The following is a 22,728-nucleotide window of genomic DNA, read 5'->3' as shown; positions in this document are numbered from 1 at the left end:
CATGGCGTTCGGTCAGCCCCGCATTGAATACAAGACCAACGAGCAGATGCGCAAGATGCAGGAGGCCGGGCTTGTCCTGAGCCGTGCACTTGATGCTGCAGTTGCGGCGGCCAAGCCGGGCGTCACCACCAAAGACCTGGACGATGTTTTTGCCGCGGTCCTCAGCGACGCAGGTGCCAAGTCCAACTTCCTCGGCTACCACGGCTTCCCCGCCACAATTTGCACCTCCGTCAACGAAGAAGTGGTCCATGGCATCCCCGGGACCAAGGTCCTCAATGAGGGTGACATTATTTCCATCGACGGCGGCTGCATCGTGGACGGCTGGCATTCAGACTCTGCGCGGACGGTCATCGTGGGTACGGCGGATCCCGAAGACCAGCGGCTCTCCGACGTCACTGAGGCTGCCATGTGGCGTGGCATCGCCGCCCTTGCCAACGGAAAATTCGTCGGAGACATCGGCAACGCGATCGATGACTACGTCTCCTCCGTCCACGGCAAGCCCTTGGGCATCCTGGAAGACTACGTAGGGCACGGCATTGGCTCCGAAATGCACATGGCCCCGGATGTCCTGAACTACCGGACCGGCCACCGCGGACCGAAGATCCGCCCAGGCCTGTGCCTGGCCATCGAACCCATGCTGGTGCGCGGGGGCATCGAAACCGCCACCCTCGACGACGACTGGACCGTTGTCACCACCGACGGCAAGCGTTCCTGCCAGTGGGAGCATTCTGTCGCCGTCCACGAAAAGGGCATCTGGGTCCTGTCCGCCCCGGATGGAGGCGCCGAGCAGTTGGCGCCGCTCGGCGTCGTGCCTGTACCAATCCCGTAAGACCCGGGCCGTACGCCCCGGAGCACAAGAGCCGGGCTGCTGAAGCAGCCCGGCTCTCTTCATGCCTGGAGGAGAAATCAAGCCTTCAGCTTCGGCTTCACATCCTTGGTGTAAATGCCCTCGAGCGTCTTCTTAAGCTCGGTCATGGTTGCCTGGACGTCGCCCTGCTGCGTGAGGATCTTTGCAGCGGCCTTGGCCATCTCCTGGTCCGCACCCGGCAGGAACACGCGTGCGTTGTCCTGGACCTTGGTCACGGCGAGCTGGTCCATGGCGGTCTTGATTTGCGGTGTCGCGGCGAGGACAGCGGACATGTCGGCCGAGAGACGCGTGGGCATGTACCCGGTGGCAGCGGAGAAAGCGGCGGTGTTCTCCGGTTCGGTCATGAACTTCAGGAACGTGGCCGCAGCAAGCTGTTCCTCCTTGGTGATGCCGCTCGGGATGCCGAGACCGGCACCGCCCGTGGGGCAGACCCCGCTGGGCACTTCGGGCCCGCCCGGAAGGAAACCGACGCCAACGTTGAACTTGGCTGCCTTCAGGACGCCCAGCAAGGAACCAGTGGAGGAAATGGTGGACGAGGTGATGCCCGCGGCGAAGTCGTCTGCGGCTTCCTTGGACGAAACGCCCGCCCAGCCGTCCTTGTAAATGGAATCCTGCGCCCACTGCAATGCAGCGACTGACTCGGTGGAATCACACGTGATGTCCCAGTCCTTGGACCAGCTGCCGCCCCAGCCCCACAGGTTGTTTTGCAAGGTCCAGCCCGCGTAGCCGGCAAGGGCCGGGTAGATGTAGGCATACTGTGCGCCGGACGTGGCCTTAAGCTTCGGGGCCCACTCCGCGAATTCCTGCCACGTGGCCGGTGCGCGATCAGGGAGGCCCGCCGCCTTGAAATGGTCCTTGTTGTAGTAGAACAGCGGGGTGGACCGGCCGTAGGGGAGCGCCCACTGCTTGTCGTCGTACTTGTAGTCGTCCATCAGCGACTTCTGGAAGTCGTCGATCTTGATGTCCAGCTGCTTCACCAGTCCATCGATGGGGATGATGCTGCCATTGGAGAAGTAGCGGAACCACCACACATCAGAGAGGACAACCAGCGCCGGTAGACCCGTCTTGGCTGCCTGCGAGGTCTGGAACTTCTGGGCGATCTCCTCGTAGTTGGCCCCGGCCGTGACGAGGTTGACTTTGATGTCCGGGAACTTGGCGTGGAACTTCTCAATGATCGCCTTCTCCACGTCCTGCGACTTGCCTGGGTGGTTGGTCCAGAAGTCGATGGAGCCAGCCGGCTTCACGCCGCTGAAATCGATCGCTGCGGTCTCGACGGCGTCTGCCGTGCCCGCCGTCGAAGGTCCGCCACAGGCGGCCAGTGCCGCGGCTCCGGCGCCCAGTCCGGCCAGGCCCAGGAAATGTCGGCGGTCAAGGTTGGTACGCATGGTGCTTCCTCTCAATAACTTCACTAGGGTATTTCGATGCGAATGGTGCGGAGGGAGAAAATCAGCCGGTGACGCTTCCTTGGGTCAGGCCGGCCACGATGTAGCGCTGGAGTGCTGCGAACACCAGCAGGATGGGGACGATCACCAGAACGGCGCCGGCCATGAGGATTCCCCAGCCTGCCCCATTGCCTTCCGAGTTCTGCAGCAACGTCAGGCCCACGGGCAGCGTCATGGTTTCGGGGCGGTCCGTGATAATGAGCGGCCAGATGTAGTCGTTCCATTCACTGACCACGGTCACCAACGCCACAGTGGCGATGGACGGGACCGAGACCGGCACAATGATCTGCCACAAGCGCCGCCAGTGGCCGGCACCATCGATTTCGGCCGCTTCGAGGATCGATGGCGGCAGCGTCAGGAAGTGCTGGCGCAGCAGGAACGTCCCAAACGCTGTGCCGAGGCCGGGGAGGATGATGCCCCACAACGTGTTCTTCCCGCCCATTCCTGCAATGAGGATGTAGTTGGGCAGGATGGACACTTGGGCCGGGACCATGAGGGCTACCAGAATCAGCACGAAGATCACGTTCTTGAACGGGAATCGCACGAACACGAGGGCGTAGGCAGTCAGGATGGCCAGGACGACCTTGATGGATGAGCCGATGACGGTCACGATCAGGCTGTTGGCGAAGAACTGCGCAAACGGGACGGTGGTCATCGCCGTGGCGTAATTTTCCAGGTTCAGGGACTCCGGCAGGATCTTCAAATCCATGGTGACGATCTCGCCCGGCTGCTTGAAAGAGCTCAACAGCATCCACAGCAGGGGCAGGAACACCACCAGTGTGGCAATGATCAACGGGACGTACCCGGTTGCGACAGTCTGGAGCAGGTTGGCGCTGGAGAAGGGACGCGGCCGTTGCGGTTGCTGCGACTCTTGCCGGTTGCCCTGCTGTGCGTCCTGTGGGGAAGGCACGACGGCGGCTGGTAACGGTGCGCTCATGAGTAGTGGACCTTTCGCTCAACGAACCGCAGTTGGAGGACCGTGATGATCAGCAGGATGGCGAAGAGGATCACCGAGATCGCGGCGGAATACCCGGCCCGGTTATAGGCGCCGAATGCCTGCAGATACGCCTCATAAATCAACGTGCTGGTGCCGTTGCCCAGCGGAGTCATGATGCGGATGAGGTCGAAGGCCTGCAAAGAGCTGAGCATGGTGGTGATCAAGAGGAAGAACGTAGTGGGGGAAAGAAGCGGCATGGAGATGTTGAAGAACCTCCGCACGCTGTTTGCCCCATCAAGCGCTGCAGCTTCCATGACGTCGCGGGGAAGGGACTGCAACCCGGCGAGGTACACCACGGCGCAATAGCCCAGGTTCTTCCAGATGTAGACGATGATGACCATCACCAGCGACAACTGGGGATCGTTGATCCACTGTGGGCTCTGCTGCCCCATTCCCCGAAGAATCCACGCCAGCACGCCGTAGCCGGGATCGAAGATGAACAGCCACACCAGGCCGACGCCCACCCCGGACAGCACGTAAGGGGCAAACACCGCGGACCTCGCAAAGGTGGTTCCACGGACCTTCGAGTTCAACGCCAGGGCAACCAGCAACCCGAGAACCATCGACCCACCCACCGTCACCAACGTAAAGACGGCTGTGGTCCCCAGAACCTTGGACGCATCCTCGCTGGTGAAGAAGGTGACATAGTTCTGCAGCCCCACCACCGTGGCCGACGCCGAACCCAGCGTCCAATCCAGCGTGGAGTAATAGATGTTGTTGATCAGGGGCCAATACGTGAACGTGCCGATCAACACCAGGTTCGGCAAAGCCATGGCAAGGAAAACCATGAAGTCCTTGCGGCTGCGGCCAGACCAGCCCCTTCTTACCGGAGGGTGCTGGGCGGCATCGACGGGCGGAACCGGCGGCGTGGAGTCCGGCCTGCCTGCAGGCGCGGTGCTGCTGTGAATCTGTCGGGTAGTCATGGGTCACTAACGTTTTTTGGCGAACGTGGGGCAGCCAACTCCCGGAACGGGGCGGCGAAGACAGGCCTAGCTCACCACACGCACAGCGGCTGAATGGGCCGAATACGCGGTCCGTAGCGATAGTTGTCTGACACTTCCCAACCCGTTTACTCGGCGTTACTCGCTTGTTCGTATTCGAGGCCGGGCTCCCACTTTGCCCTTCATCGGTGGCAGCCAATTGGCTGCCACCCTCTGCGCGCTCGGTCGTTCCTCCCTTAGACGCGCGCTGCCGGGTGCCAGTCAATTCGCTGAGTCCGCCTTCGTGCAGGTGGAGAATGGAGCCATGAATTCGATCACCGATGTTGCCGGCATACGGGTTGGGCATGTGCAGAGGGTGGGGGAGGGGTGGCTGTCCGGGGTGACTGTTGTTCTTCCTCCCGTGGGGACCGTGGGGTCTGTGGATGTTCGCGGTGGAGGTCCTGGGACTCATGAGACCGACGCACTGGATCCCACCACGCTGGTATCCACTGTGGATGCCGTGGTGCTGACCGGGGGCAGCGCTTTTGGGTTGGCCTCGGCTGGCGGGGCCCAGTTGTGGTGCGAAGAACAGGGGAGGGGCTTCGCTGTTCCCGGAACTGTGGTGCCGATTGTGCCTGCGGCCGCCATCTTCGACCTCGGGCGGGGCGGTGACGTGAAAGCTCGACCCGGCGCCGACATGGGATACCAGGCAGCCGCTGCAGCGTTCGCCTCAGGTGACCATGCTGTCGTCGAACGTGGAAACGTGGGTGCGGGGACGGGTGCCGTTGTTGCGCGCGGGCAGTACAAAGGTGGCATCGGAACGTCGTCCATCACCCTCGACGGCGGCGTGATTGTGGGGGCCCTTGCGGTAGTTAATGCGCTTGGTTCGCCGGTGTTCAGCGCGACAGGGCCGCAAGCCTCTGCCGATCCGGGAGTTCCACCGCAGGGGCTCAACACGACGTTGGTGGTGATCGCTACGAATGCTGCCCTTGATGTTGCCGAATGCAGGCGGACTGCCAATGCCGGGCATGCGGGGTTGGCCCGGGCCTTGGATCCGTCGCACACCCTTGCGGACGGTGACACCGTGTTCGCTTTGGCGACCGGCGCCGTCGTGCTGGATCGCAGTACTGAACAGGCGCGGCAAGTGTCGCTGATAACGCTTCAAAGTGCCGCGGCGGAAGCCGTTCGGCTCGCGATACTCGACGGCGTCGGGGCTGCGGAAAGTGTCTCGACGGCGGCAGGTGAATTCCCGGCTTTCAGGCCCGCAGGGGAGTGACGGCGGGGGACCCTTGCGCTACCATGGACGGATTTAACTTTCCGGCCTGATTGGCGTAGAGTTATTTGTTGGTTGTCTGTGCAGCCACGCCCTTTTTAGTGTCGTGGTTCAAGAGAGCCAAGCAAACAAAAAACGTCCGCTGGATCTTCGGTGCCTAACTGAAGGACAGCGGCAAACAACAGTTAGCGGAGGATATGGCCAAGAAGGACGGGGTCATTGAGATCGAGGGCGTTGTGACTGAGGCGCTGCCCAATGCGATGTTTCGCGTTGAGCTCACCAACAAGCACGTCGTTCTCGCACACATCTCTGGGAAGATGCGACAGCACTACATTCGAATCCTCCCCGAGGACCGGGTAGTGGTTGAGCTGAGCCCATACGACCTCACACGTGGTCGTATCGTCTACCGCTACAAGTAAATTGCTGGGCGGCCAGGCAATAGTGCCTAAGCCGCTCCAGCAGATCAACTGCAAAACACGCAAAGGAACGCCATGAAGGTCAAGCCGAGCGTCAAGCAGATCTGCGACAAGTGCAAAGTGATCCGCCGTAACGGCCGGGTCATGGTGATCTGCGAGAACCCGCGCCACAAGCAGCGCCAGGGCTAATTCCCCTTCCGGGAATCAGCGCCCGCAAGGGCAAACCTGGGTTGCTAGCCCACGCAAGTAAATAAAGGCAGCACAAGCTGTGCCAGGACTGCAGTATAGAGCCTGGTCAGCGAACCCCCGGTCGGAGGCTGGGGCCACACGGAACGTGTGGGTGTACTGCCTACGACCTCCGGTTTATTCAAGGAGTACCGCCACTATGGCTCGTCTCGCTGGCGTAGACATTCCCCGCGAAAAGCGGTTGGAAATTGCGCTTACTTACATCTACGGCGTGGGCAAGACCCGTGCACACGAAACCCTGGCTGCCACTGGCATCAGCGCCGACGTTCGCGTCAAGGACCTGACTGACGCCGAACTGGTTCAGCTGCGTGACTACATTGAAGGCAACTACAAGGTTGAGGGTGACCTTCGCCGCGAGGTAGCCGCTGACATCCGCCGCAAGGTAGAGATCGGCAGCTACGAAGGCCTGCGCCACCGCAAGGGCCTGCCCGTACGCGGACAGCGTACGAAGACCAACGCTCGTACCCGTAAGGGCCCGAAGCGCACCGTCGCCGGCAAGAAGAAGGCCGGACGTTAATCCCTCGGGATTGATCCGGTTTTCCCCCGATAACTTTCTGTAGGAGAAACAATGCCCCCGAAGACTCGTGGAGCGGTTCGTAAGCCGCGTCGCAAGGATAAGAAGAATATTGCGCTTGGCCAGGCGCACATCAAGAGCACCTTTAACAACACCATCGTGTCCATCACGGACCCGAACGGTGCTGTCATCTCATGGGCTTCCGCCGGTGAGGTTGGCTTCAAGGGCTCCCGTAAGTCCACTCCCTTCGCCGCCCAGATGGCTGCTGAAGCCGCCGCAAAGCGCGCTCAGGAGCACGGTCTGCGCAAGGTTGACGTATTCGTCAAGGGCCCGGGATCCGGACGCGAAACCGCAATCCGTTCGCTTCAGGCCGCTGGCCTCGAGGTTGGCTCCATCCAGGACGTCACCCCCAGCGCCCACAACGGTTGCCGCCCGCCGAAGCGCCGCCGCGTCTAATTAGGTCTTCCCTGCCTGACTGGCCGGGCCTGCTGTGGAGAGTTTCGACCCTTCATAAGCATGGCCCGGCTGGTCAGGCTGGAAACCGAAGCCGATTTCCACCACCTGTGTTGCGTCATATAGCGGATGCTCGCCGAAAGGAAACCTAAGTGCTCATTGCACAGCGCCCCACCCTGTCTGAAGAAGTTGTATCCGAGAACCGCTCCCGTTTCATCATTGAACCGCTGGAGCCGGGCTTCGGCTACACCCTCGGAAACTCCCTCCGCCGTACCCTGCTCTCCTCCATCCCCGGTGCCGCTGTAACCAGCATCCGGATCGATGGCGTGCTGCACGAGTTCACCACGGTTCCGGGTGTCAAGGAAGATGTCACCGAGATCATCCTGAACATCAAGAACCTTTCGGTTTCCTCCGAGCACGATGAGCCGGTTGTTGCGTACCTGCGCAAGCAGGGCCCCGGAGTCGTCACCGCCGCGGACATCGCTCCGCCGGCCGGCGTCGAATTCCACAACCCGGATCTGCACATTGCCACTCTGAACTCGAAGGGCAAGTTCGAACTCGAACTGACCATCGAGCGCGGCCGTGGCTACGTTTCGGCAGCTCAGAACAAGTCCGGCGACTCCGAGATTGGCCGTATTCCGGTTGACTCGATCTACTCGCCGGTCATGAAGGTAACTTTCCGCGTGGAAGCTACCCGTGTTGAGCAGCGCACCGACTTCGACAAGCTCATTGTCGACGTCGAGACCAAGCAGGCAATCGCTCCGCGCGACGCTGTTGCTTCCGCAGGCACCACCTTGGTGGAACTGTTCGGTCTGGCTCGTGAGCTGAACACCGCAGCTGAAGGTATCGAGATTGGCCCGTCGCCGACGGACGCTGCCCTGGCAGCTGACATGGCTCTGCCGATCGAGGATCTGGACCTCACCGTCCGTTCCTACAACTGCCTCAAGCGTGAGGGCATCCACACCGTGGGTGAACTCGTTGCCCGCTCCGAGGCTGACCTGATGGACATTCGTAACTTCGGTGCGAAGTCCATTGACGAGGTCAAGGCAAAGCTCGTGGAACTGGGTCTGTCCCTCAAGGACTCCCCTCCCGGTTTCGATCTCGCAGCCCGCGCCGCAGCCATCGAAGAGGACGACGCCGCGTTCAGCGACGACGAGCTCTAAACAGCAGATCTTGGCCGCTGGGTCCAGCAATGGACCTGAACGGCTTACATAACAGGAGAAATAACTATGCCTACCCCCACTAAGGGTCCGCGCCTCGGAGGCGGCCCGGCTCACGAGCGCCTGATGCTCGCGAACCTGGCAGCTGCTCTGTTTGAGCACAAGCGCATCACCACCACGGTCACCAAGGCCAAGCGCCTTAAGCCGTACGCAGAGCGTCTGGTCACCTTCGCCAAGCGTGGCGACCTCGCTTCCCGCCGCCGCGTTCTCGGCCTGATCAGCGACAAGGGCGTTGTCCACGAGCTGTTCACCGACATCGCCGGCGCCGTTGCCAACCGCGATGGTGGCTACACCCGCATCACCAAGATCGGCAACCGTAAGGGCGACAACGCTCCCATGGCTGTCATCGAGCTCGTTCTTGAGCCGGTCTCCCCGAAGCAGGCCGTTGTTGCTGAAGCAACCGCTGCCGCTGCCAAGGCTGCTCCGGCTGCTGAGGAAGAGGTCGTTGAGACCGAAGCTGTAGAAGCAGAAGCTGCTGAGACGGAAGAGGCTCCGGCCGCTGAAGCCGACGCTGCTGAAGCTGAAGCCGCTGAAACCGAAGAGGCTCCGGCCGCTGAGGACAAGAAGTAATTCACTGAATTCTTCGCAGTAGACTTAAGTCTATGAACGAACGAAAACCCGCTGCCCCCGTTTTGGGGGGCGGCGGGTTTTTGCGTGTAAGGCTTGATCTCTCTTACGACGGCGCACCCTTCAATGGATGGGCCCTGCAGCCCGGGCTTCGTACTGTCCAGGGCTCCGTGGAGGAAGCGCTGGCGCTCCTGCTGCAACGACCTGTCCGCGTGACGGTGGCCGGCAGGACTGACGCGGGAGTCCACGCACGCGGCCAGGTGGTTCACCTGGACCTGACCGAAGCCGAGTGGCTGTCACTGCCGCGTGGGCACGAACTCGATCCCGCCGTCGCGCTGTTGCGGCGCCTCCGCGGAGCTTTGAGCCGGATCCTCGGCGACCTCACCGGTGCTGTGGAAGTGCACGACGCCGGTCTGGCGCCTGAAGGCTTCGACGCCCGCTTTTCAGCGTTGTGGCGCAGGTACAGTTACCGCATTGCCGACGGTCCCGAACGGTGGGACCCCCTGCTGCGGGGAATCACGCTGTGGCACAAAGCGCCGTTGGATGTTTCGCTCATGAACTCCGGGGCCGTGGCGCTGCTGGGACTCCAGGATTTCCGCTCGTACTGCAAGCCGCGCGAAGGCGCCACCACCATCCGGGAACTCCAGAAGTTCTCCTTTACCCGCGACAGCGACGGTGTCATTGTGGCCACCGTTCAGGCCGACGCTTTCTGCCACAACATGGTGCGGTCCTTGGTGGGCTCTGCGCTGCGGGTGGGGGAGAAGTTGGAGGCTCCGGGCTGGCTGCACTCGCGCCTTCTGGAGAGGAAGCGCGATGCCAAATCCGTGCTCGCTGCACCGCATCCCTTGGTGCTGGAGGAAGTTTCTTATCCTTCGGATGCCGAGATGCTGGCCCGGGCTGAGCTGACGCGGGCGCGGCGGGCGTAGTTCTCTTCTTGTTTTGGCGGCTTCCCGGAACGTTGGAGGACCCCCTCCCGGCTCTGGGTACCGGAAGGGGGCCGTTGTGGCACTCCGTGGTCTGGGATCCGCGAAGTGCCGGTCTATTTCCCGAGGATCAAGATCAGCTGAACGCCTGGATGATCTTGATGGCTGCGGGACCCAGAAGGACTATGAACAGCACCGGGAAGATGCAGAACAGCAAGGGGAAGAGCACCTTGACGGGAAGCTTCATCGCCTTCTCTTCTGCATTCTGCCGGCGCTTCACGCGTGCTTGCTTGGCTTGAGCCCGCAGCACGTTGGCAATGCCGATGCCGTACTTATCGGCTTGGATGACCGCGAGGACGAAACTGCGAACGTCCGGAACAGCGCACCTTTCGGCCAAAGCCTCATAGGACTCCTGCCGGGGACGTCCCACTTGGATGTCCTGTAACGTGCGCATGAGCTCCTGGGGCAGCGGGCCGGATCCTTGCATCGCCGCCCTTTCCATGGCTGACTCGAATCCAAGGCCGGCCTCGACAGAGATCAGCATCTGATCGAGGGTGTTGGGGAGTTCCAGCTTTATTGCTTCCTGTCGCTTCAGCCCCGTGTTGTAGACCAAGAGGTCAGGAAGGAAATACAGGAATATGGCCACGAAGAGCCCCAGCACCGCCATTCCTGGTACAGGGCTGAGAAAAAACAGAAGCACTCCTCCGAGTGCGCCAGCCAGCGCAAGGGCAGGTTTCAGGGCTATGAGCTTGGGTAACGGCATCGAGATCGGGCGGCCGGCGAGGGCGAGCCAGTGATCCATTTTGGCTTCGTAACTGCCCGGGGTTAGCTTCCGGGCGACGCCCAGCAGGAGTGGTGGGCGTTGTATGTTCACGCCGGCTCCTTGGGCAAAGCCCGAACCAAGGTTGGTCTGAATGGCAACGATGCCTTTACGGTCGATGCTGATGAGAGACCAAGCGAAGTACGCGAGGGGCAGCACGATGAGGGCGATGATGAGCCACACCATGGGAGTCATTCGGTCCTCCTAGAACTTGATCTTTACTGTGCGGCTCATCCAGAAGCCGCCGACGACGAACAGGATCGCGCTTACCACTACCAGCGCAATCCCGACTGGGTGTTCGGCAAAGAGTTTCATGTAGCCGGGGTTCAACGCCGACATGAAGATTCCGACCGCTGCGGGAAGAATCATCAGAACCACCGCCGACATCTTGCCCTCAGCGCTAAGAGCACGCACATGGCCCTTGATTTCGCTGCGCTCCCGGATGGTACCGGCGACCTGCTCCAGCACTTCGGCCAGGTCGCCGCCTACTTCCCGGTTGATCTGAATGGCTTGGCCAATCCAACGGAAGTCTTCACTGTCCATGCGGATTGCGCAGTCTTCGATGGCTTGCCGTGCGTCCTTGCCGATCCTTACTTCATTGACGATGCGGCCCAGCTCCTCTGATGTAGGAGCTTGGGCCTCCTGGGCTGCAGCTTCCAAGGACCTCATGATGCTGTGCCCAACGCGTAGTCCACCTATCAACATCTGGATGGTGTCCGTGAGCTGTAACTCAAATTTGGCACGACGTTTCTGGGTCCGTGTGACCAGCACCATTTTCGTCAGAAAAGGTGCCGCAAGCGCCAACAGGATCCCGATAAAGATGTTCAAGAGGAGTGTGCCGACGACTGCCGCGACTATAGCGCTGGCGAGAACCATGACGGTGAAGTCGGCCGGCGCCTGTTTGACTCCGGCCTGGTAAAGGACTTCCCGGTTGAAGGGACCTCCCGAGCGGCCGAGCGCGGTGTCCATGAACTGCACGGCTGTCCCGGAGAACCGCCCCACGGCTGAACTGTCATGTGAAGCCTGCAAGCGACGACGCTCGATGGGGATGCTTCCGTTGCGAGGCTTCAGGACAAAAACGAACAAGATGATGATGGCCGCCAGGCAAAGACCAATGGCGATGACGAAGGGTGCTGGAGAGTCCATTGCTACCGCCTTCCGATCGGTTGCGGAACGACTCCAAAGGTCACTGGCGATACTTGGATGCCAAGTTCCGCAAACCTGTCGAGGAAGCGAGGTCGGATCCCCGTTGGAATTGCCTTGCCCAGGAAGCGTCCTTGAGCGTCCAGGCCTGCCGAGTAGTCGAACAAAAAGGCGTCTTGCAGGGTGACGACGTCTCCTTCCATGCCCTGGACTTCAGTCACATGCGTGACTCGTCGGCTGCCATCACGCAAACGCGTTACTTGAACGATGAGATCAACAGCTGAGGAGACCTGCTCCCGAATTGCGCGAAGCGGAAGATCCATCCCAGCCATCAATACCAGCGTTTCCAATCGTGCAATCGCGTCCCTGGGAGAGTTGGCGTGCACCGTGGACAGGGAGCCATCGTGGCCGGTGTTCATCGCCTGCAGCATGTCCAAGGATTCACCGCCACGGACCTCGCCGACGATGATCCGATCCGGCCGCATGCGAAGCGAGTTACGGACCAGGTCACGGATAGTGATGGCGCCCTTTCCCTCAATATTGGGTGGGCGGCTTTCCAGCCTGACGACATGACGCTGTTGAAGTTGTAGCTCCACTGCGTCTTCAATGGTGACGATTCGGTCGGACTCCGGGATAAAGGAAGACAAAACGTTCAGCAATGTCGTCTTTCCTGTGCCTGTACCGCCCGAAACGATGACGTTCAAGCGTGCCCTTACGCAGGCGCTCAGTAATTCAGCCATCTCCTGGCTCATGGAGCCCCACTCAATGAGATTCCTGACCGTCAGTGGAACGTGGCTGAATTTCCTGATGGTGAGGGAGGGGCCGTTGACCGCTAACGGAGGAATGATGGCGTTGACACGCGAGCCGTCTTCCAGTCGGGCATCCACAAGTGGCGAAGACTCGTCAATGCGGCGTCCGACCTTCGAAACGATCCGTTCGATGACCTTCCTCAGATGATCGTCGGAACTGAACGTGAGCTCCGTCAATGCCAGATGCCCATGACGCTCCACGTAGATCTGGTCATATCGGTTGACCATCACTTCGGTGATCGATGGGTCTTCAAGCAAGCGCTGCAGCGGTCCGAAACCCATGACTTCGTCTGAAATCTCCCGGATGAGCCGTCGGCGTTCCTCGGGGGTCAACGGCACTTGCTCGTCGTCAATGACGGCCGAAAGTTCATCGACCGCAAATGACCGCAGGTCCTCTTCCGATGAAGAGGGGTCACCTATGCGGTTTCCGATGCGCTCAAACAGGGCTGAAGCAGCACGTTGTTTGAGGCCGGCCAGTGCGTCCACTGCGGGAGTAAGGGGCGCTCCGCCAAAGAGTGCTGCACTTGAGGCGGCGGTATTCCGGTCGACGCCAGTTGCCGCATTCTCAGGCTCTGAATCAGATGGTCCAACCACAGCCAGCGGGTTGTTCTTCGAAAGCCTTTCGGACAGTTTCATGACACCACCACCCTCCGGTGGAGCTTGTTCTGCGGAGTCGATTCCAGCCGTGGATCGAATCGCTGAACCAACTTCCTTAGTCCCTTGATGGCTGAATCCCGCGCCGTTCCTTGAAGAACTGGAATTCCCCGGTTGGTTGAGTAGGGGAGTGACCGGGAGCGTGGGATCACAGTGTCGATAGGAACTCCTATGGTGGCTTCCACATCCTGGACGGAGAGCCCGCTTTTTCGGTCAGCAAAGTTCAACACTGTGTGCCTGCCCTGCGGCAGCAGCTGAAGCTCCTTCAAGACGCTGAAGCACTTTCGAAGTCCCCGAATGCTCGGCACGTCCATTCCACAGACCCAGACGCCGTCGGTGGCCAACTCCAAGGTTGCCAGGCAATGTTCGCCAAGACCCGGTGCAGTGTCCACGACTACGTACTTGAACTCTGTCGCCAGTTGGTTGAGGAGTCGTGTTACGTGCTCGGCGGTGATGTAGTCCGAATCGGAGGGTTTCTGTGGCGCGCAGAGTGCGTAGATTCCGGCTGGGTGGACGGTCAGAAACGCCTTGAGGACCATGGAGTCTTGGGCCGCCGATCCGTGAACCGCCTCGGTGATGGAGTGTTCCGGTTCAAGCATCAGGCCGGAAGCGACATCCCCGAACTGCAGATCGAGGTCCACAATGACTACACTCATCGGTGCAAGCGACCCCAACCCGATGGCTAGGTTGGTAGCTACTGTTGTCTTGCCCACGCCGCCCTTCGGGGACATGACGGCAATGACCCGTCCCCTCTCCTGGCCGGACTCTGCGGGCTGCATTCCGCGTCGCCTGCTCGCGGCAGCCAGACATGCGCGCTCGAGGAGTACCCGGAGTTCGTTGACATCAGCTTCAGGAGCAACCACGTCACGGACGCCTGCGTGCATGGCCTTGAGGACGATGTCGGTGCTTGGTTCCGCTACCATCAGCAAGCTGATTTCCGGGAACTGAAGATCAATGACGGTGGCCAGCTTGAAGGCGTCATCCGGATTCACCCCGGGGCCGAGAATCAAGACCTCGGGTGGAGCGCCGGTCAGTTGCTTGAACAGCTCGTCTGTGCCTGCTTGCAGCACTGTAGGTGGCAGCGTTTGAAGGTCGCCGTGCAAGGCCCCTGTGATGGCTTGGCGTATGCGGCCTTCAAAGTCACGGACTGCGGTGATGGCTACAAAGCGGCTCATTGGACCAGCCCTCCGAAAGTAGTGGTTGGAGGATCGCTCTTGACCGTCTTATCGGTCTGCTTGGACAGCCACAGCGTGCCGAACTCGGCGCCGAAAACCATCTCGGCAGCGTTCGCGTCGCTCAGGGCTACAGTGACGTATGCCGACCCATTGGGGAGGGCGACGCCCTTCTCCGCTCCGGCAGACTTTTCTGCGTCCGGTGCGGCCTGCTGGACAGCAGTCACCAGGACGTCGTGATACAGGAGTTCCGTAAAATCCTTCCAGCCGGTCAGCGCGGCCGGCAGGTTGGCTCCCGCGGGTACGGCCTCGTCCAGCTTGAAGGAGGCAAAGACTGTTACGGTGTCTCCAGCTTCGATCCGGCCACCCAGCATGCGCTCCGGGGCAAGAACGAACGTTGCTTCCTGCAAACCGTCAGGAACAGGAACAGTACCCGGAGCCAGCTCTTTGGGGCTGACCAGTTTTACCCCCAGCAACTGTTCGCCTGGCTGGAGATCGGCCGAGGTGACTTTTCCTTTTTGGTCGCTCAGCGCGTTGATGGTGCCGGGTGCCACTGCCGACTGCGGCAGGGTTTCGACCTTGACCTTGGACTGGATTTCTTCAGCCTTGGTGCCGGCGGGAATGCGTTCCTTAACCACAAGGACGTTTACGGGATCAAGCCCTTGCTGCGCACGCTTGTCGGCTCCCTGAACATAGGTAACCAGCAAAACCGTGCCGATGACTGCCAAAAGCAGTGCTGCAATGCCTCCCAGTAGGCGTGTTTTCACTTTCTACTCCTTTGAGTTTCGTGAGTTCGAGAGCAGCGACCCTGTGAGTAACTACTCGGTGAGCAAGACGACCGAAGCCCCATAATTAGGAATGCCTCCGGTAACTTGCATGCCCTCTTCGAGGGACACAAAGCGTGAGAAAAACCCCTGGAGTCCACGGCAGTTTCCCGTGCAGCTTGGTGCCAGGGGGTCCAGCACGGCCCCAGAGCCGCTGAACTTGTATCCGGTGACTTGGAATGCTGCAAAACCAACCAAGGTGTATTTCGCATTGCTGCCATTGCCCGTGGCTGTCTTGAAGAGTGGTATCAGTGCAGGCTCGTCCATGATGGTGGAAAGGGCGGCGTCGCAGGCGGCAGCGTTAGGGAAGTGATTACCGGTTTGTCCATTGACAGTCGCGTCCAGATCGATGTCGGTGGAACAACCGGAATCGGTGACGAGCCAACCAAAGCCACCAGGTTGGTAGCCGTTTTGCACCGCACACCCCGGCACGGTTGGTGCGTTGGTGTCGTAGCGCAACAGCAGGTGCGTTGGTGTCGGATCTCCTGTGAAATTCCCCGTCGAATTAAGGGACGCGAGCTGGGCTGGCGAAAGATACTTCTTGAAGACGCATTCGCTCACCGTCCAAGGCAATGTTGTGGCAGACGATGGGGCTCCCCAGGAAGCTTCGGCAACTGCGCCGATCTGAGCCGTCTCATTACCCAGTGCCTGGGCGAAGAAGAGACTAAAACTGTTGGCGCCGGTTTCGGCGTCCCGGGCGTTGGTGACTACCCGCACCGTGTTTGTAGAGGGGAACGAAACTGCCGCGCCACTTGACGCGTCATTGGCATTGTTGTTGGCGAACGAGTCGCCGGTGGCTGAGCTATTCCCGCAATTACCGTTAGCGCAGTCTGTCGCTATAGCCAGTGCTGCAGCATCGGCGCCGTTCTGTAGCTGGGCCTTCTCTGCGTACATCGCTCCGACATCCACCGCTAATGCGGCAAATCCAAGGAGGACCACCATGAGGCCAGCGACGACGACCGTCGTGGCGCCGCGTTCGTCGTTGGAACGCGCCTCAGCGACGTGACCACGCTTGAGGAGTTTAGTTAGCCGCCGCATCTCATCACCCCGACTCCTGACATGTTGATGGGGAAGATTCCGGAGCCACCGAAGAAGCCGGCATCCAGAAAACCAGTCAACGACTGCAGGGAAACGCTGGTGGTGACTTCCACGTTGGCTCCGGGCGCACAGCTCGAAGCGTTGTCCGAGACGGTGACCCCCAGGCCGTCGAGTGCCGGCGCGGCAGCCAGCGCTGCGCCCGATACGTCCAGAGTGCCGTCCTGGTAGTGCACCGCTGCGTGGCGGGCTCCTTCACGCGCAGCTTGAGTCAGGGAAACCTGGACGTTGTAGGCACGCCCAAACTCCATGATTCCGAACAGGATTAGCAGTAAGAGTGGCAGAATGATGGCCATTTCTACGGCCGCGGCGCCACGCTCATTCGTTTTGGATTTCACATCCGTCTCCCGGTCCCAGATACCAACAGAATGTTGCTTTTAAAGCGGTTGGTTGGTCGTGGTGGCTAAATAGCCGCCACGACCAACCGCGGAACCAGGAGTTAGGCAGCTGGTGCGCCACCGAGGTTGATGCCGTCGAAGAGGCCATCGACCCGCACACCGAGTGCGAAGGCTGCAGCACCGACGACGACTGCGATGGCGGCGACCATGATGCCGTATTCAACCATCGTCGCGCCCTTCTCTTCTTTGGTGAAGCGGTCCTTGACGCCGGCGATGTACGAGGTGATGGTGAACATAAGAGTAGACATTGGAGAGTCCTTCCCAGAATGAATGAACAGGTTGTTTTATAGGTCCAGCAAATTATCGGAATTTGCATTTATACGTTTCCCGAACTACCCCCATGTATCCTTTAGCGGTTCGGAATTCGATGAGATAAGAATTCACCCTGGACAGTCGGCTGAACAATGCGTAGTTGTACTCGAATTCCTGATAAGGCCGGCACGTGGGCACCCGTAGGGGGTGGGGGGAGTACTCAGTTTCAGGCGCACGTAAGGTCAGGGACTACTTGGTTTTGACAGTAGCCTTATGAAAATCGCACTAAAGGGGAGTCGTGAAAGACTCACATGAAGGGCGCTACTGGAGTACCAAGATGACGCCGAGGGCCGCAGCGAACATGGCGGGTCCGTGAGCCGTCTCTATGGGCTTTTCCGCTGATCTCAGGCGCAACATCAGTACCGTCAGCACCCCGCCCACCACGAAACCCAGCAGACCGCCGTAGAGTACTTGCCCCCAACCCAAGTACCCCAAGTACATTCCAACGGGTGCCGCAAGCTTCACATCGCCCATTCCAAGGCTCCCTGGCGAAATAAGTCCCAGAATCAGGTAGCCGGCGAACAGGATCGCCCCTCCTGCGAGGGCCCGGACGAGGTCTGGCCAGCCTGGCGCGAAGGCTGCAGGAGCCAGCAAAAGCAGCAGGCCACCCCCTAGCAAAAGCAATACCAAGGGGTTGGGCAGCAAATGCAGGGTGAAATCAATGCGGGAGAGCTGTACGCCGAAAAGAGCCAACAAAAGAAATGCCGGCAGGTCCAAAGAAGGGCCAAACCGCCACGCGAGCAAGCCAAACAGCAGCGAGGTGAGAGCCGCCGTCGTGATCCGGACCCTCGGGGAAGGGGGTCCGCCGAGCCGCGGCAGCCGCACTGAGATGAGCCACTCTGCAGCAGGGCTCAGGAGGAGGCCCGCGAGGGCGATAATGAGTGGAAAGGCTGGCCCGTCGGTCATGTGCTCTCCCTCAATCAGTGCCCAACCCCCAAGGGCGATTACCCCATTTTGACCCGGGCGGCCCGTTGAAGGTATTGTTTAGAGTCGTTGTGCGTGTCCTATCTCGATGACACATGCCTTACGGGGGATCCAGTTGCAGGATCGCCAACTCCTGAGGCATTTCGAGATTCTGGGATGACTGGTACATAGAGCCCTCACCTCTGCTCCGGTAGCGCATACATAGTAGGTACACGCCTTATTGCGTGTCGCCTAAAACATGAACGCCAGAACAAGAACGAGGCAAAACCGTGCGTACGTACACCCCGAAGCCCGGCGATATCAACCGCCAGTGGCACGTCATTGACGCCACCGACGTTGTCCTTGGTCGTCTTGCCAGCCAGACCGCAACACTGCTGCGCGGAAAGCACAAGCCGACCTTTGCGTCCCACATGGACATGGGCGACTTCGTCATCATCATCAACGCTGAAAAGGTTGCCCTCACCGGCGCCAAGCTGGAGCAGAAGCGCGCATACCGCCACTCCGGTTACCCGGGCGGCCTGACCTCCGTCAACTACGCCGAGCTGTTGGAATCCAACCCGGTTCGCGCTGTTGAGAAGGCCATCAAGGGCATGCTCCCCAAGAACTCCCTCGCCGCTCAGCAGCTGGGCAAGCTCAAGGTCTACGCAGGCCCCGAGCACCCCCACGCCGCTCAGCAGCCGAAGACTTTCGAAATCACCCAGGTCGCCCAGTAGTCCTGGCCACCAACTAAACTTTTTATTACAAGGAGAACCGTGGCTCAGAACGAAGAACTGACCGCCGAAGCCGTCGAGGCTGAGGAAACCCTCACCAGCTACACCTCTGAAAGCACATCTGGTGAAGATGCGCCCAAGAAGGAACGCCCGGCACTGACCGTTGCCGGCGCAGCTGTTGGCCGCCGCAAGGAAGCCGTTGCGCGCGTTCGCGTTGTACCGGGTTCCGGCAAGTGGACCATCAACGGCCGCACGCTGGACAACTACTTCCCGAACAAGCTGCACCAGCAGGATGTCAACGAGCCCTTCAAGATCCTTGATCTCGAAGGCGCTTACGACGTCATCGCCCGTATCCACGGCGGTGGCATCTCCGGCCAGGCCGGTGCACTGCGTCTCGGTGTTGCTCGCTCGCTGAACGAGATCGACGTCGACAACAACCGCGCCACCCTCAAGAAGGCCGGTTACCTGCGCCGTGACGCCCGCGTCATCGAGCGTAAGAAGGCTGGTCTCAAGAAGGCACGCAAGGCTCAGCAGTACTCCAAGCGTTAATTCGCTTCGCCCCTGCATTGGGGCATCGAAAGCCCGTTCCGCCACTTCGGCGGGGCGGGCTTTCGCCGTTAAACACGGGCGTCGCACGGCGCGCATGTGACGCTCCGACACGCTCCTGAACTGATGGTGTCCCGGCGTCGTCTAAACTTGAGCCGATGTCTAGATTATTTGGAACAGATGGCGTGCGCGGTCTCGCGAACGGATTGCTCACCGCCGAGCTGGCTATGCAGCTTGCCCAGGCCGCCGCCGTCGTACTCGGCCATGACCGCACAACCAACGGCAAGCGGCCGCGCGCCGTCGTCGCCAGGGACCCCAGAGCGAGTGGCGAGTTCCTCGCCGCCGCCGTGGAAGCCGGGCTTTCCAGCTCCGGAATCGACGTCTATGACGCCGGTGTTCTTCCCACCCCTGCGGCCGCTTACCTGGTGGCAGATCTCGACGCCGATTTCGGCGTGATGCTGTCGGCCTCCCACAACCCCGCGCCGGACAACGGCATCAAGTTCTTTGCCCGCGGCGGCCAGAAGCTCCCGGACCACGTCGAAGACGCCATCGAGGCACAGCTCGGCAAAGAGCCGCAGCGCCCGGTGGGAGCCGACGTCGGACGCATCCAGCGTTTCTCCGACGCTGAGGACCGATACATCGTGCACCTGCTGGGAACGCTTCCCAAGCGCCTTGACGGCCTGAAGGTGGTCCTTGATTGCGCCCACGGTGCTGCGAGCGGTTGTTCACCCCAGGTGTTCAAGGACGCCGGCGCGGACGTCGTAGTGATCGGCGCTGAGCCGGACGGCCTGAACATCAATGAGGGCGTAGGCTCCACCCATCTGGGCCCGCTGAAGGAAGCAGTTCTCCAGCATGGCGCCGACCTTGGCGTAGCCCATGACGGCGACGCCGACCGTTGCCTCGCTGTGGACCACGAGGGCAATGAAGTGGATGGCGACCAGATCATGGCCATCCTTGCACTGGCCCTCAACGAGGCTGGAAAGCTCAAGGACAGCATCCTCGTGGCCACCGTCATGAGCAACCTCGGCCTCAAGATCGCACTCAAGAGTGCCGGTATCACCATCCGCGAAACCGGCGTCGGCGACCGTTACGTCCTCGAAGAAATGCGCAACGGCGGCTACAACCTGGGCGGCGAACAGTCCGGCCACGTGATCTTCTCCGATTACGCCACCACAGGTGACGGTGTCCTGACCGGCCTGCAGCTTGCAGCGCAGGTTGCACTGACAGGCCGCAGCCTCAAGGAACTCTCCACCGCGATGACCAAGCTCCCGCAGCTGATGATCAACGTCAAGGGCGTGGACAAGGCCCGCGCCGGTACCGACGAAGGTGTGGCGGCCGCTGTTGCTGCAGCCGAACTCGAACTGGGCGAAACCGGCCGCGTGCTGCTCCGCCCGTCGGGCACTGAAGCTCTGGTCCGCGTCATGGTGGAAGCCGCTGACATGGAAACGGCTGAGCGCATCTGCAACAGTCTTGCTGCAGTAGTTAAGGAACGCCTCGGCGCTTCCAGCGAGATGGCTGTCTAAAGAAGCCAGAACGAGCTTCGGCCCGCACCTCTGCCTGGCAGGGGAGCGGGCCGAAGCCATTTAAGGACTAAAGGTAATCCGGGGCCGCTTCGAGGCCGAAATACTCTTCGAGCGTCACGATGCCCCGCGTGACCATGTCAGTTGCTGCCTCCACCCCGATGTAACGCAGGTGCCATGACTCGTAAAAGTACCCGGTGATGTCGTGGAACATCCATGGATAGCGGACCACGAAACCGAACTTATGTGCGTTGGCCTTCGCCCACACCGCTGCCGGTTGCTCAGCAAAACATGGCTGGAAGCTGCAGGCCCCACCACCGTCGGCAATGTCGAAGGACCAACCTGTTTGGTGTTCGGAGTGTCCCGGGCGGGCCGAGGCGCGGTCGGCTGCGGCTTGGCCCGTGCTGGCGACATAGCCGCCGTACGTGGCCACTTGGGTCGAGTAGGAGCGGTAGCCCGATGCCAACGCCATAACGACGCCTTCCGTCGCAGCAGCACCGAACATCTTTTCTGCGGCAGCCGCCGTCGTGCTGTTCAGCAGGGCGGCTTCGCCGCTGACGGCGAGGCGGATGTTCGGCTGTACCAGATCGGTTGGGACGAAGTCCTGGGGGTTGAGGGGGCGGTGTTTGTTGACGATGACCCAGGGGCTGGCGGGGTCCGACAGCGAATGCTGCGATGTAACGGCGCTGGAGGGCGCGGCACTGGAAGGCGTGGCGCTGGGCGACGGCGCGGCCGTCTCAGGCGCGACCGTTGCCGGATCCATGGCCGGGGAGCTGGAAGGGGCCGTAGAAGGCGCAGCAGCCCCACTGGCGGCGGTTGCGGCGGCGGGGGAGGGTGCGGCAGCTTCCGGCGTGCACGCGGACAACGCTGCCATTCCAGCGCCAGCGGCGATCAAACCTGCAAAAGCGCGCCGGCTGGGCAGCGGCTGGAGATCGGCCACCTTAGACCTTCCTCAGCAGCATGCGGCGTATGGAGTGGTCGGCGTCCTTGGTGAGAACCAGCTGGGCGCGCCCACGGGTGGGCAGCACGTTTTCTTCAAGGTTGGGTTCGTTGATGCGCTTCCAAATGCCGCGGGCGGTGGATTCGGCGTCGTCGTCGGACAGTGTGGCGTAGCGGTGGAAGTAGGATTCCGGCTGCGCAAAGGCGGTGGTGCGCAGTTTGCGGAAACGGTCCACGTACCATTCCTCGATGTAGGAGGTTTTGGCGTCCACGTAGATGGAGAAATCGAAGAAGTCGCTGACGGCCAGTCCTTGTTTTCCGTCCATCCGGGGGCGGGCGGGGGCGAGGACGTTGAGCCCTTCCACGATCAGGACGTCGGGACGCCGGACCACCACTTCCTTGCCCGGCACGATGTCGTACGTTACGTGGGAATACCAGGGTGCGCGGACTTCCTCGGCGCCGCCTTTGACTTCCGACACAAAGCGGAGGAGCCCCCGCCGGTCATAGGACTCGGGAAAACCCTTGCGTTCAAGAAGGTGCCGGCGCTTCAGCTCGGCCAAGGGATAGAGGAAGCCATCGGTGGTGATGAGTTCCACGTTGGGGGTTCCGGGCCATCGCCGGAGCATTTCCCGGAGCACGCGGGCGATGGTGGACTTGCCGACTGCCACTGAACCGGCGACGCCAATCACGAACGGAGTGCGCTGGGTTTGTTCGCCCAGGAAGGTGGTTGTTGCTGCATGAAGCTGGTGGGAAGCCTCTACATAGAGGTGCAGAAGCCGTGAAAGTGGGAGGTAGACCTCCCTGACTTCCTTCATGTCCAAGGGGTCGCCGAGGCCGCGGAGACGGAAGATGTCCTCTTCGTTGAGGGGCTGCTCCATCTGCGCTGCAAGCCTGGACCACGTTTGACGGTCCAGCTCTACAAACGGGGAAGCGCCGTCGCCATTAGCTTCGGTGCGTTGCAAAGTCACGCTCATGATTCTGCCCTCCACGCGGCGGATCAGGAAATGCGCGACGACGGGAGGG

Annotated in this window: 26 protein-coding genes; 12 read left to right on the top strand and 14 right to left on the bottom strand. The window is 61.0% G+C overall.

The window, feature by feature from the left end:
* The first annotated feature begins 1 nt into the window (after position 1).
* Positions 2–829, top strand: a complete 828-nt coding sequence (gene map, locus ABQM86_RS15040) for a type I methionyl aminopeptidase (protein ID WP_369744805.1) — start codon at positions 2–4, stop codon at positions 827–829.
* Positions 830–906: 77 nt separating this feature from the next.
* Here the strand turns inward: map and ABQM86_RS15035 are convergent, their stop codons facing one another.
* The 3 genes from ABQM86_RS15035 to ABQM86_RS15025 all read right to left on the bottom strand — a co-directional run bounded on the left by ABQM86_RS15035 (position 907) and on the right by ABQM86_RS15025 (position 4,230).
* Positions 907–2,253: an ABC transporter substrate-binding protein gene (locus ABQM86_RS15035; protein WP_369744804.1), complete on the bottom strand. Its 1,347-nt coding sequence runs from the start codon at positions 2,251–2,253 to the stop codon at positions 907–909.
* A 61-nt stretch (positions 2,254–2,314) separates the two neighbouring features.
* Entirely contained in the window at positions 2,315–3,247 is a 933-nt protein-coding gene (locus tag ABQM86_RS15030; protein ID WP_369744803.1) for a carbohydrate ABC transporter permease, read from the bottom strand.
* Positions 3,244–4,230: a carbohydrate ABC transporter permease gene (locus ABQM86_RS15025; protein WP_207594227.1), complete on the bottom strand. Its 987-nt coding sequence runs from the start codon at positions 4,228–4,230 to the stop codon at positions 3,244–3,246. The genes ABQM86_RS15030 and ABQM86_RS15025 overlap by 4 nt, the downstream gene beginning before the upstream one ends.
* 322 nt (positions 4,231–4,552) lie before the next feature.
* Here ABQM86_RS15025 and ABQM86_RS15020 point away from each other — a divergent pair, with 322 nt between their 5' ends.
* From ABQM86_RS15020 to ABQM86_RS14985, 8 genes are all read left to right on the top strand, one after another.
* A complete protein-coding gene (locus ABQM86_RS15020; protein WP_369744802.1) occupies positions 4,553–5,503 on the top strand; it encodes a P1 family peptidase in 951 nt (316 codons plus the stop codon).
* 194 nt (positions 5,504–5,697) lie between these two features.
* A complete protein-coding gene (gene infA, locus ABQM86_RS15015; RefSeq protein WP_011775571.1) occupies positions 5,698–5,919 on the top strand; it encodes a translation initiation factor IF-1 in 222 nt (73 codons plus the stop codon).
* A 72-nt stretch (positions 5,920–5,991) separates the two neighbouring features.
* A complete protein-coding gene (gene rpmJ / locus ABQM86_RS15010; RefSeq protein ID WP_011775570.1) occupies positions 5,992–6,105 on the top strand; it encodes a 50S ribosomal protein L36 in 114 nt (37 codons plus the stop codon).
* Positions 6,106–6,301: 196 nt separating this feature from the next.
* Positions 6,302–6,679, top strand: coding sequence for a 30S ribosomal protein S13 (gene rpsM, locus ABQM86_RS15005; protein ID WP_011775569.1), 378 nt, complete (start codon positions 6,302–6,304; stop codon positions 6,677–6,679).
* A 51-nt stretch (positions 6,680–6,730) separates the two neighbouring features.
* Positions 6,731–7,132: a 30S ribosomal protein S11 gene (rpsK, locus tag ABQM86_RS15000; protein WP_014922380.1), complete on the top strand. Its 402-nt coding sequence runs from the start codon at positions 6,731–6,733 to the stop codon at positions 7,130–7,132.
* Positions 7,133–7,281: 149 nt separating this feature from the next.
* Positions 7,282–8,292: a DNA-directed RNA polymerase subunit alpha gene (locus ABQM86_RS14995; protein ID WP_011775567.1), complete on the top strand. Its 1,011-nt coding sequence runs from the start codon at positions 7,282–7,284 to the stop codon at positions 8,290–8,292.
* Between the two features lie 66 nt (positions 8,293–8,358).
* Positions 8,359–8,919 (top strand): 50S ribosomal protein L17, encoded by a 561-nt coding sequence (gene rplQ, locus ABQM86_RS14990; protein WP_089595783.1) that lies wholly within the window; start codon positions 8,359–8,361, stop codon positions 8,917–8,919.
* 32 nt (positions 8,920–8,951) lie between these two features.
* Positions 8,952–9,842, top strand: coding sequence for a tRNA pseudouridine(38-40) synthase TruA (locus ABQM86_RS14985; protein ID WP_207594224.1), 891 nt, complete (start codon positions 8,952–8,954; stop codon positions 9,840–9,842).
* 133 nt (positions 9,843–9,975) lie between these two features.
* On the opposite strand, the gene ABQM86_RS14980 is transcribed toward ABQM86_RS14985, so the two are convergent.
* The 9 genes from ABQM86_RS14980 to ABQM86_RS14940 form a co-directional block, all read right to left on the bottom strand.
* The gene (locus ABQM86_RS14980; RefSeq protein WP_337339354.1) at positions 9,976–10,854 is read right to left on the bottom strand and encodes a type II secretion system F family protein; all 879 of its coding nucleotides are present in this window, start codon (positions 10,852–10,854) and stop codon (positions 9,976–9,978) included.
* Between the two features lie 9 nt (positions 10,855–10,863).
* Positions 10,864–11,805, bottom strand: coding sequence for a type II secretion system F family protein (locus ABQM86_RS14975; protein ID WP_369744800.1), 942 nt, complete (start codon positions 11,803–11,805; stop codon positions 10,864–10,866).
* A gap of 2 nt (positions 11,806–11,807) precedes the next feature.
* Positions 11,808–13,247 (bottom strand): CpaF family protein, encoded by a 1,440-nt coding sequence (locus tag ABQM86_RS14970; RefSeq protein ID WP_337339356.1) that lies wholly within the window; start codon positions 13,245–13,247, stop codon positions 11,808–11,810.
* On the bottom strand, positions 13,244–14,440 hold the full coding sequence (locus ABQM86_RS14965) for an AAA family ATPase (RefSeq protein WP_337339357.1): 1,197 nt from the start codon (positions 14,438–14,440) through the stop codon (positions 13,244–13,246). Before ABQM86_RS14965 ends, ABQM86_RS14970 begins: the two co-directional genes overlap by 4 nt.
* On the bottom strand, positions 14,437–15,204 hold the full coding sequence (locus ABQM86_RS14960; RefSeq protein WP_337339358.1) for an RcpC/CpaB family pilus assembly protein: 768 nt from the start codon (positions 15,202–15,204) through the stop codon (positions 14,437–14,439). Before ABQM86_RS14960 ends, ABQM86_RS14965 begins: the two co-directional genes overlap by 4 nt.
* Positions 15,205–15,255: 51 nt before the next feature.
* The gene (locus ABQM86_RS14955; protein ID WP_337339359.1) at positions 15,256–16,299 is read right to left on the bottom strand and encodes a Tad domain-containing protein; all 1,044 of its coding nucleotides are present in this window, start codon (positions 16,297–16,299) and stop codon (positions 15,256–15,258) included.
* Positions 16,287–16,694: a TadE family protein gene (locus tag ABQM86_RS14950; RefSeq protein WP_337339360.1), complete on the bottom strand. Its 408-nt coding sequence runs from the start codon at positions 16,692–16,694 to the stop codon at positions 16,287–16,289. Before ABQM86_RS14950 ends, ABQM86_RS14955 begins: the two co-directional genes overlap by 13 nt.
* Positions 16,695–16,795: 101 nt before the next feature.
* Complete coding sequence (locus ABQM86_RS14945) at positions 16,796–17,002, bottom strand: Flp family type IVb pilin (RefSeq protein ID WP_337339361.1); 207 nt, start codon at positions 17,000–17,002, stop codon at positions 16,796–16,798.
* Positions 17,003–17,327: 325 nt separating this feature from the next.
* Complete coding sequence (locus ABQM86_RS14940; protein ID WP_280623241.1) at positions 17,328–17,972, bottom strand: prepilin peptidase; 645 nt, start codon at positions 17,970–17,972, stop codon at positions 17,328–17,330.
* Positions 17,973–18,259: 287 nt separating this feature from the next.
* Between ABQM86_RS14940 and rplM the strand changes: the two genes are divergently transcribed.
* From rplM to glmM, 3 genes are all read left to right on the top strand, one after another.
* Positions 18,260–18,703, top strand: coding sequence for a 50S ribosomal protein L13 (gene rplM / locus ABQM86_RS14935; RefSeq protein WP_011775554.1), 444 nt, complete (start codon positions 18,260–18,262; stop codon positions 18,701–18,703).
* A 39-nt stretch (positions 18,704–18,742) separates the two neighbouring features.
* A complete protein-coding gene (gene rpsI / locus ABQM86_RS14930) occupies positions 18,743–19,249 on the top strand; it encodes a 30S ribosomal protein S9 (RefSeq protein WP_089595774.1) in 507 nt (168 codons plus the stop codon).
* A gap of 155 nt (positions 19,250–19,404) precedes the next feature.
* Entirely contained in the window at positions 19,405–20,769 is a 1,365-nt protein-coding gene (gene glmM / locus ABQM86_RS14925; RefSeq protein WP_280623240.1) for a phosphoglucosamine mutase, read from the top strand.
* Positions 20,770–20,836: 67 nt separating this feature from the next.
* Here glmM and ABQM86_RS14920 read toward each other — a convergent pair whose 3' ends face one another.
* Both ABQM86_RS14920 and coaA read right to left on the bottom strand, forming a co-directional pair.
* The gene (locus tag ABQM86_RS14920) at positions 20,837–21,640 is read right to left on the bottom strand and encodes a D-alanyl-D-alanine carboxypeptidase family protein (RefSeq protein ID WP_280628022.1); all 804 of its coding nucleotides are present in this window, start codon (positions 21,638–21,640) and stop codon (positions 20,837–20,839) included.
* Between the two features lie 67 nt (positions 21,641–21,707).
* Positions 21,708–22,679 carry a type I pantothenate kinase gene (coaA, locus tag ABQM86_RS14915; protein WP_011775550.1) on the bottom strand — a complete coding sequence of 324 codons (972 nt, stop codon included), beginning with the start codon at positions 22,677–22,679 and terminating at the stop codon, positions 21,708–21,710.
* Positions 22,680–22,728: the final 49 nt, after the last annotated feature.

The organism is Paenarthrobacter sp. AMU7, from assembly GCF_041200195.1.
GTDB lineage: Bacteria > Actinomycetota > Actinomycetes > Actinomycetales > Micrococcaceae > Arthrobacter.
This window is presented reverse-complemented; position numbering and strand designations above follow the sequence as displayed.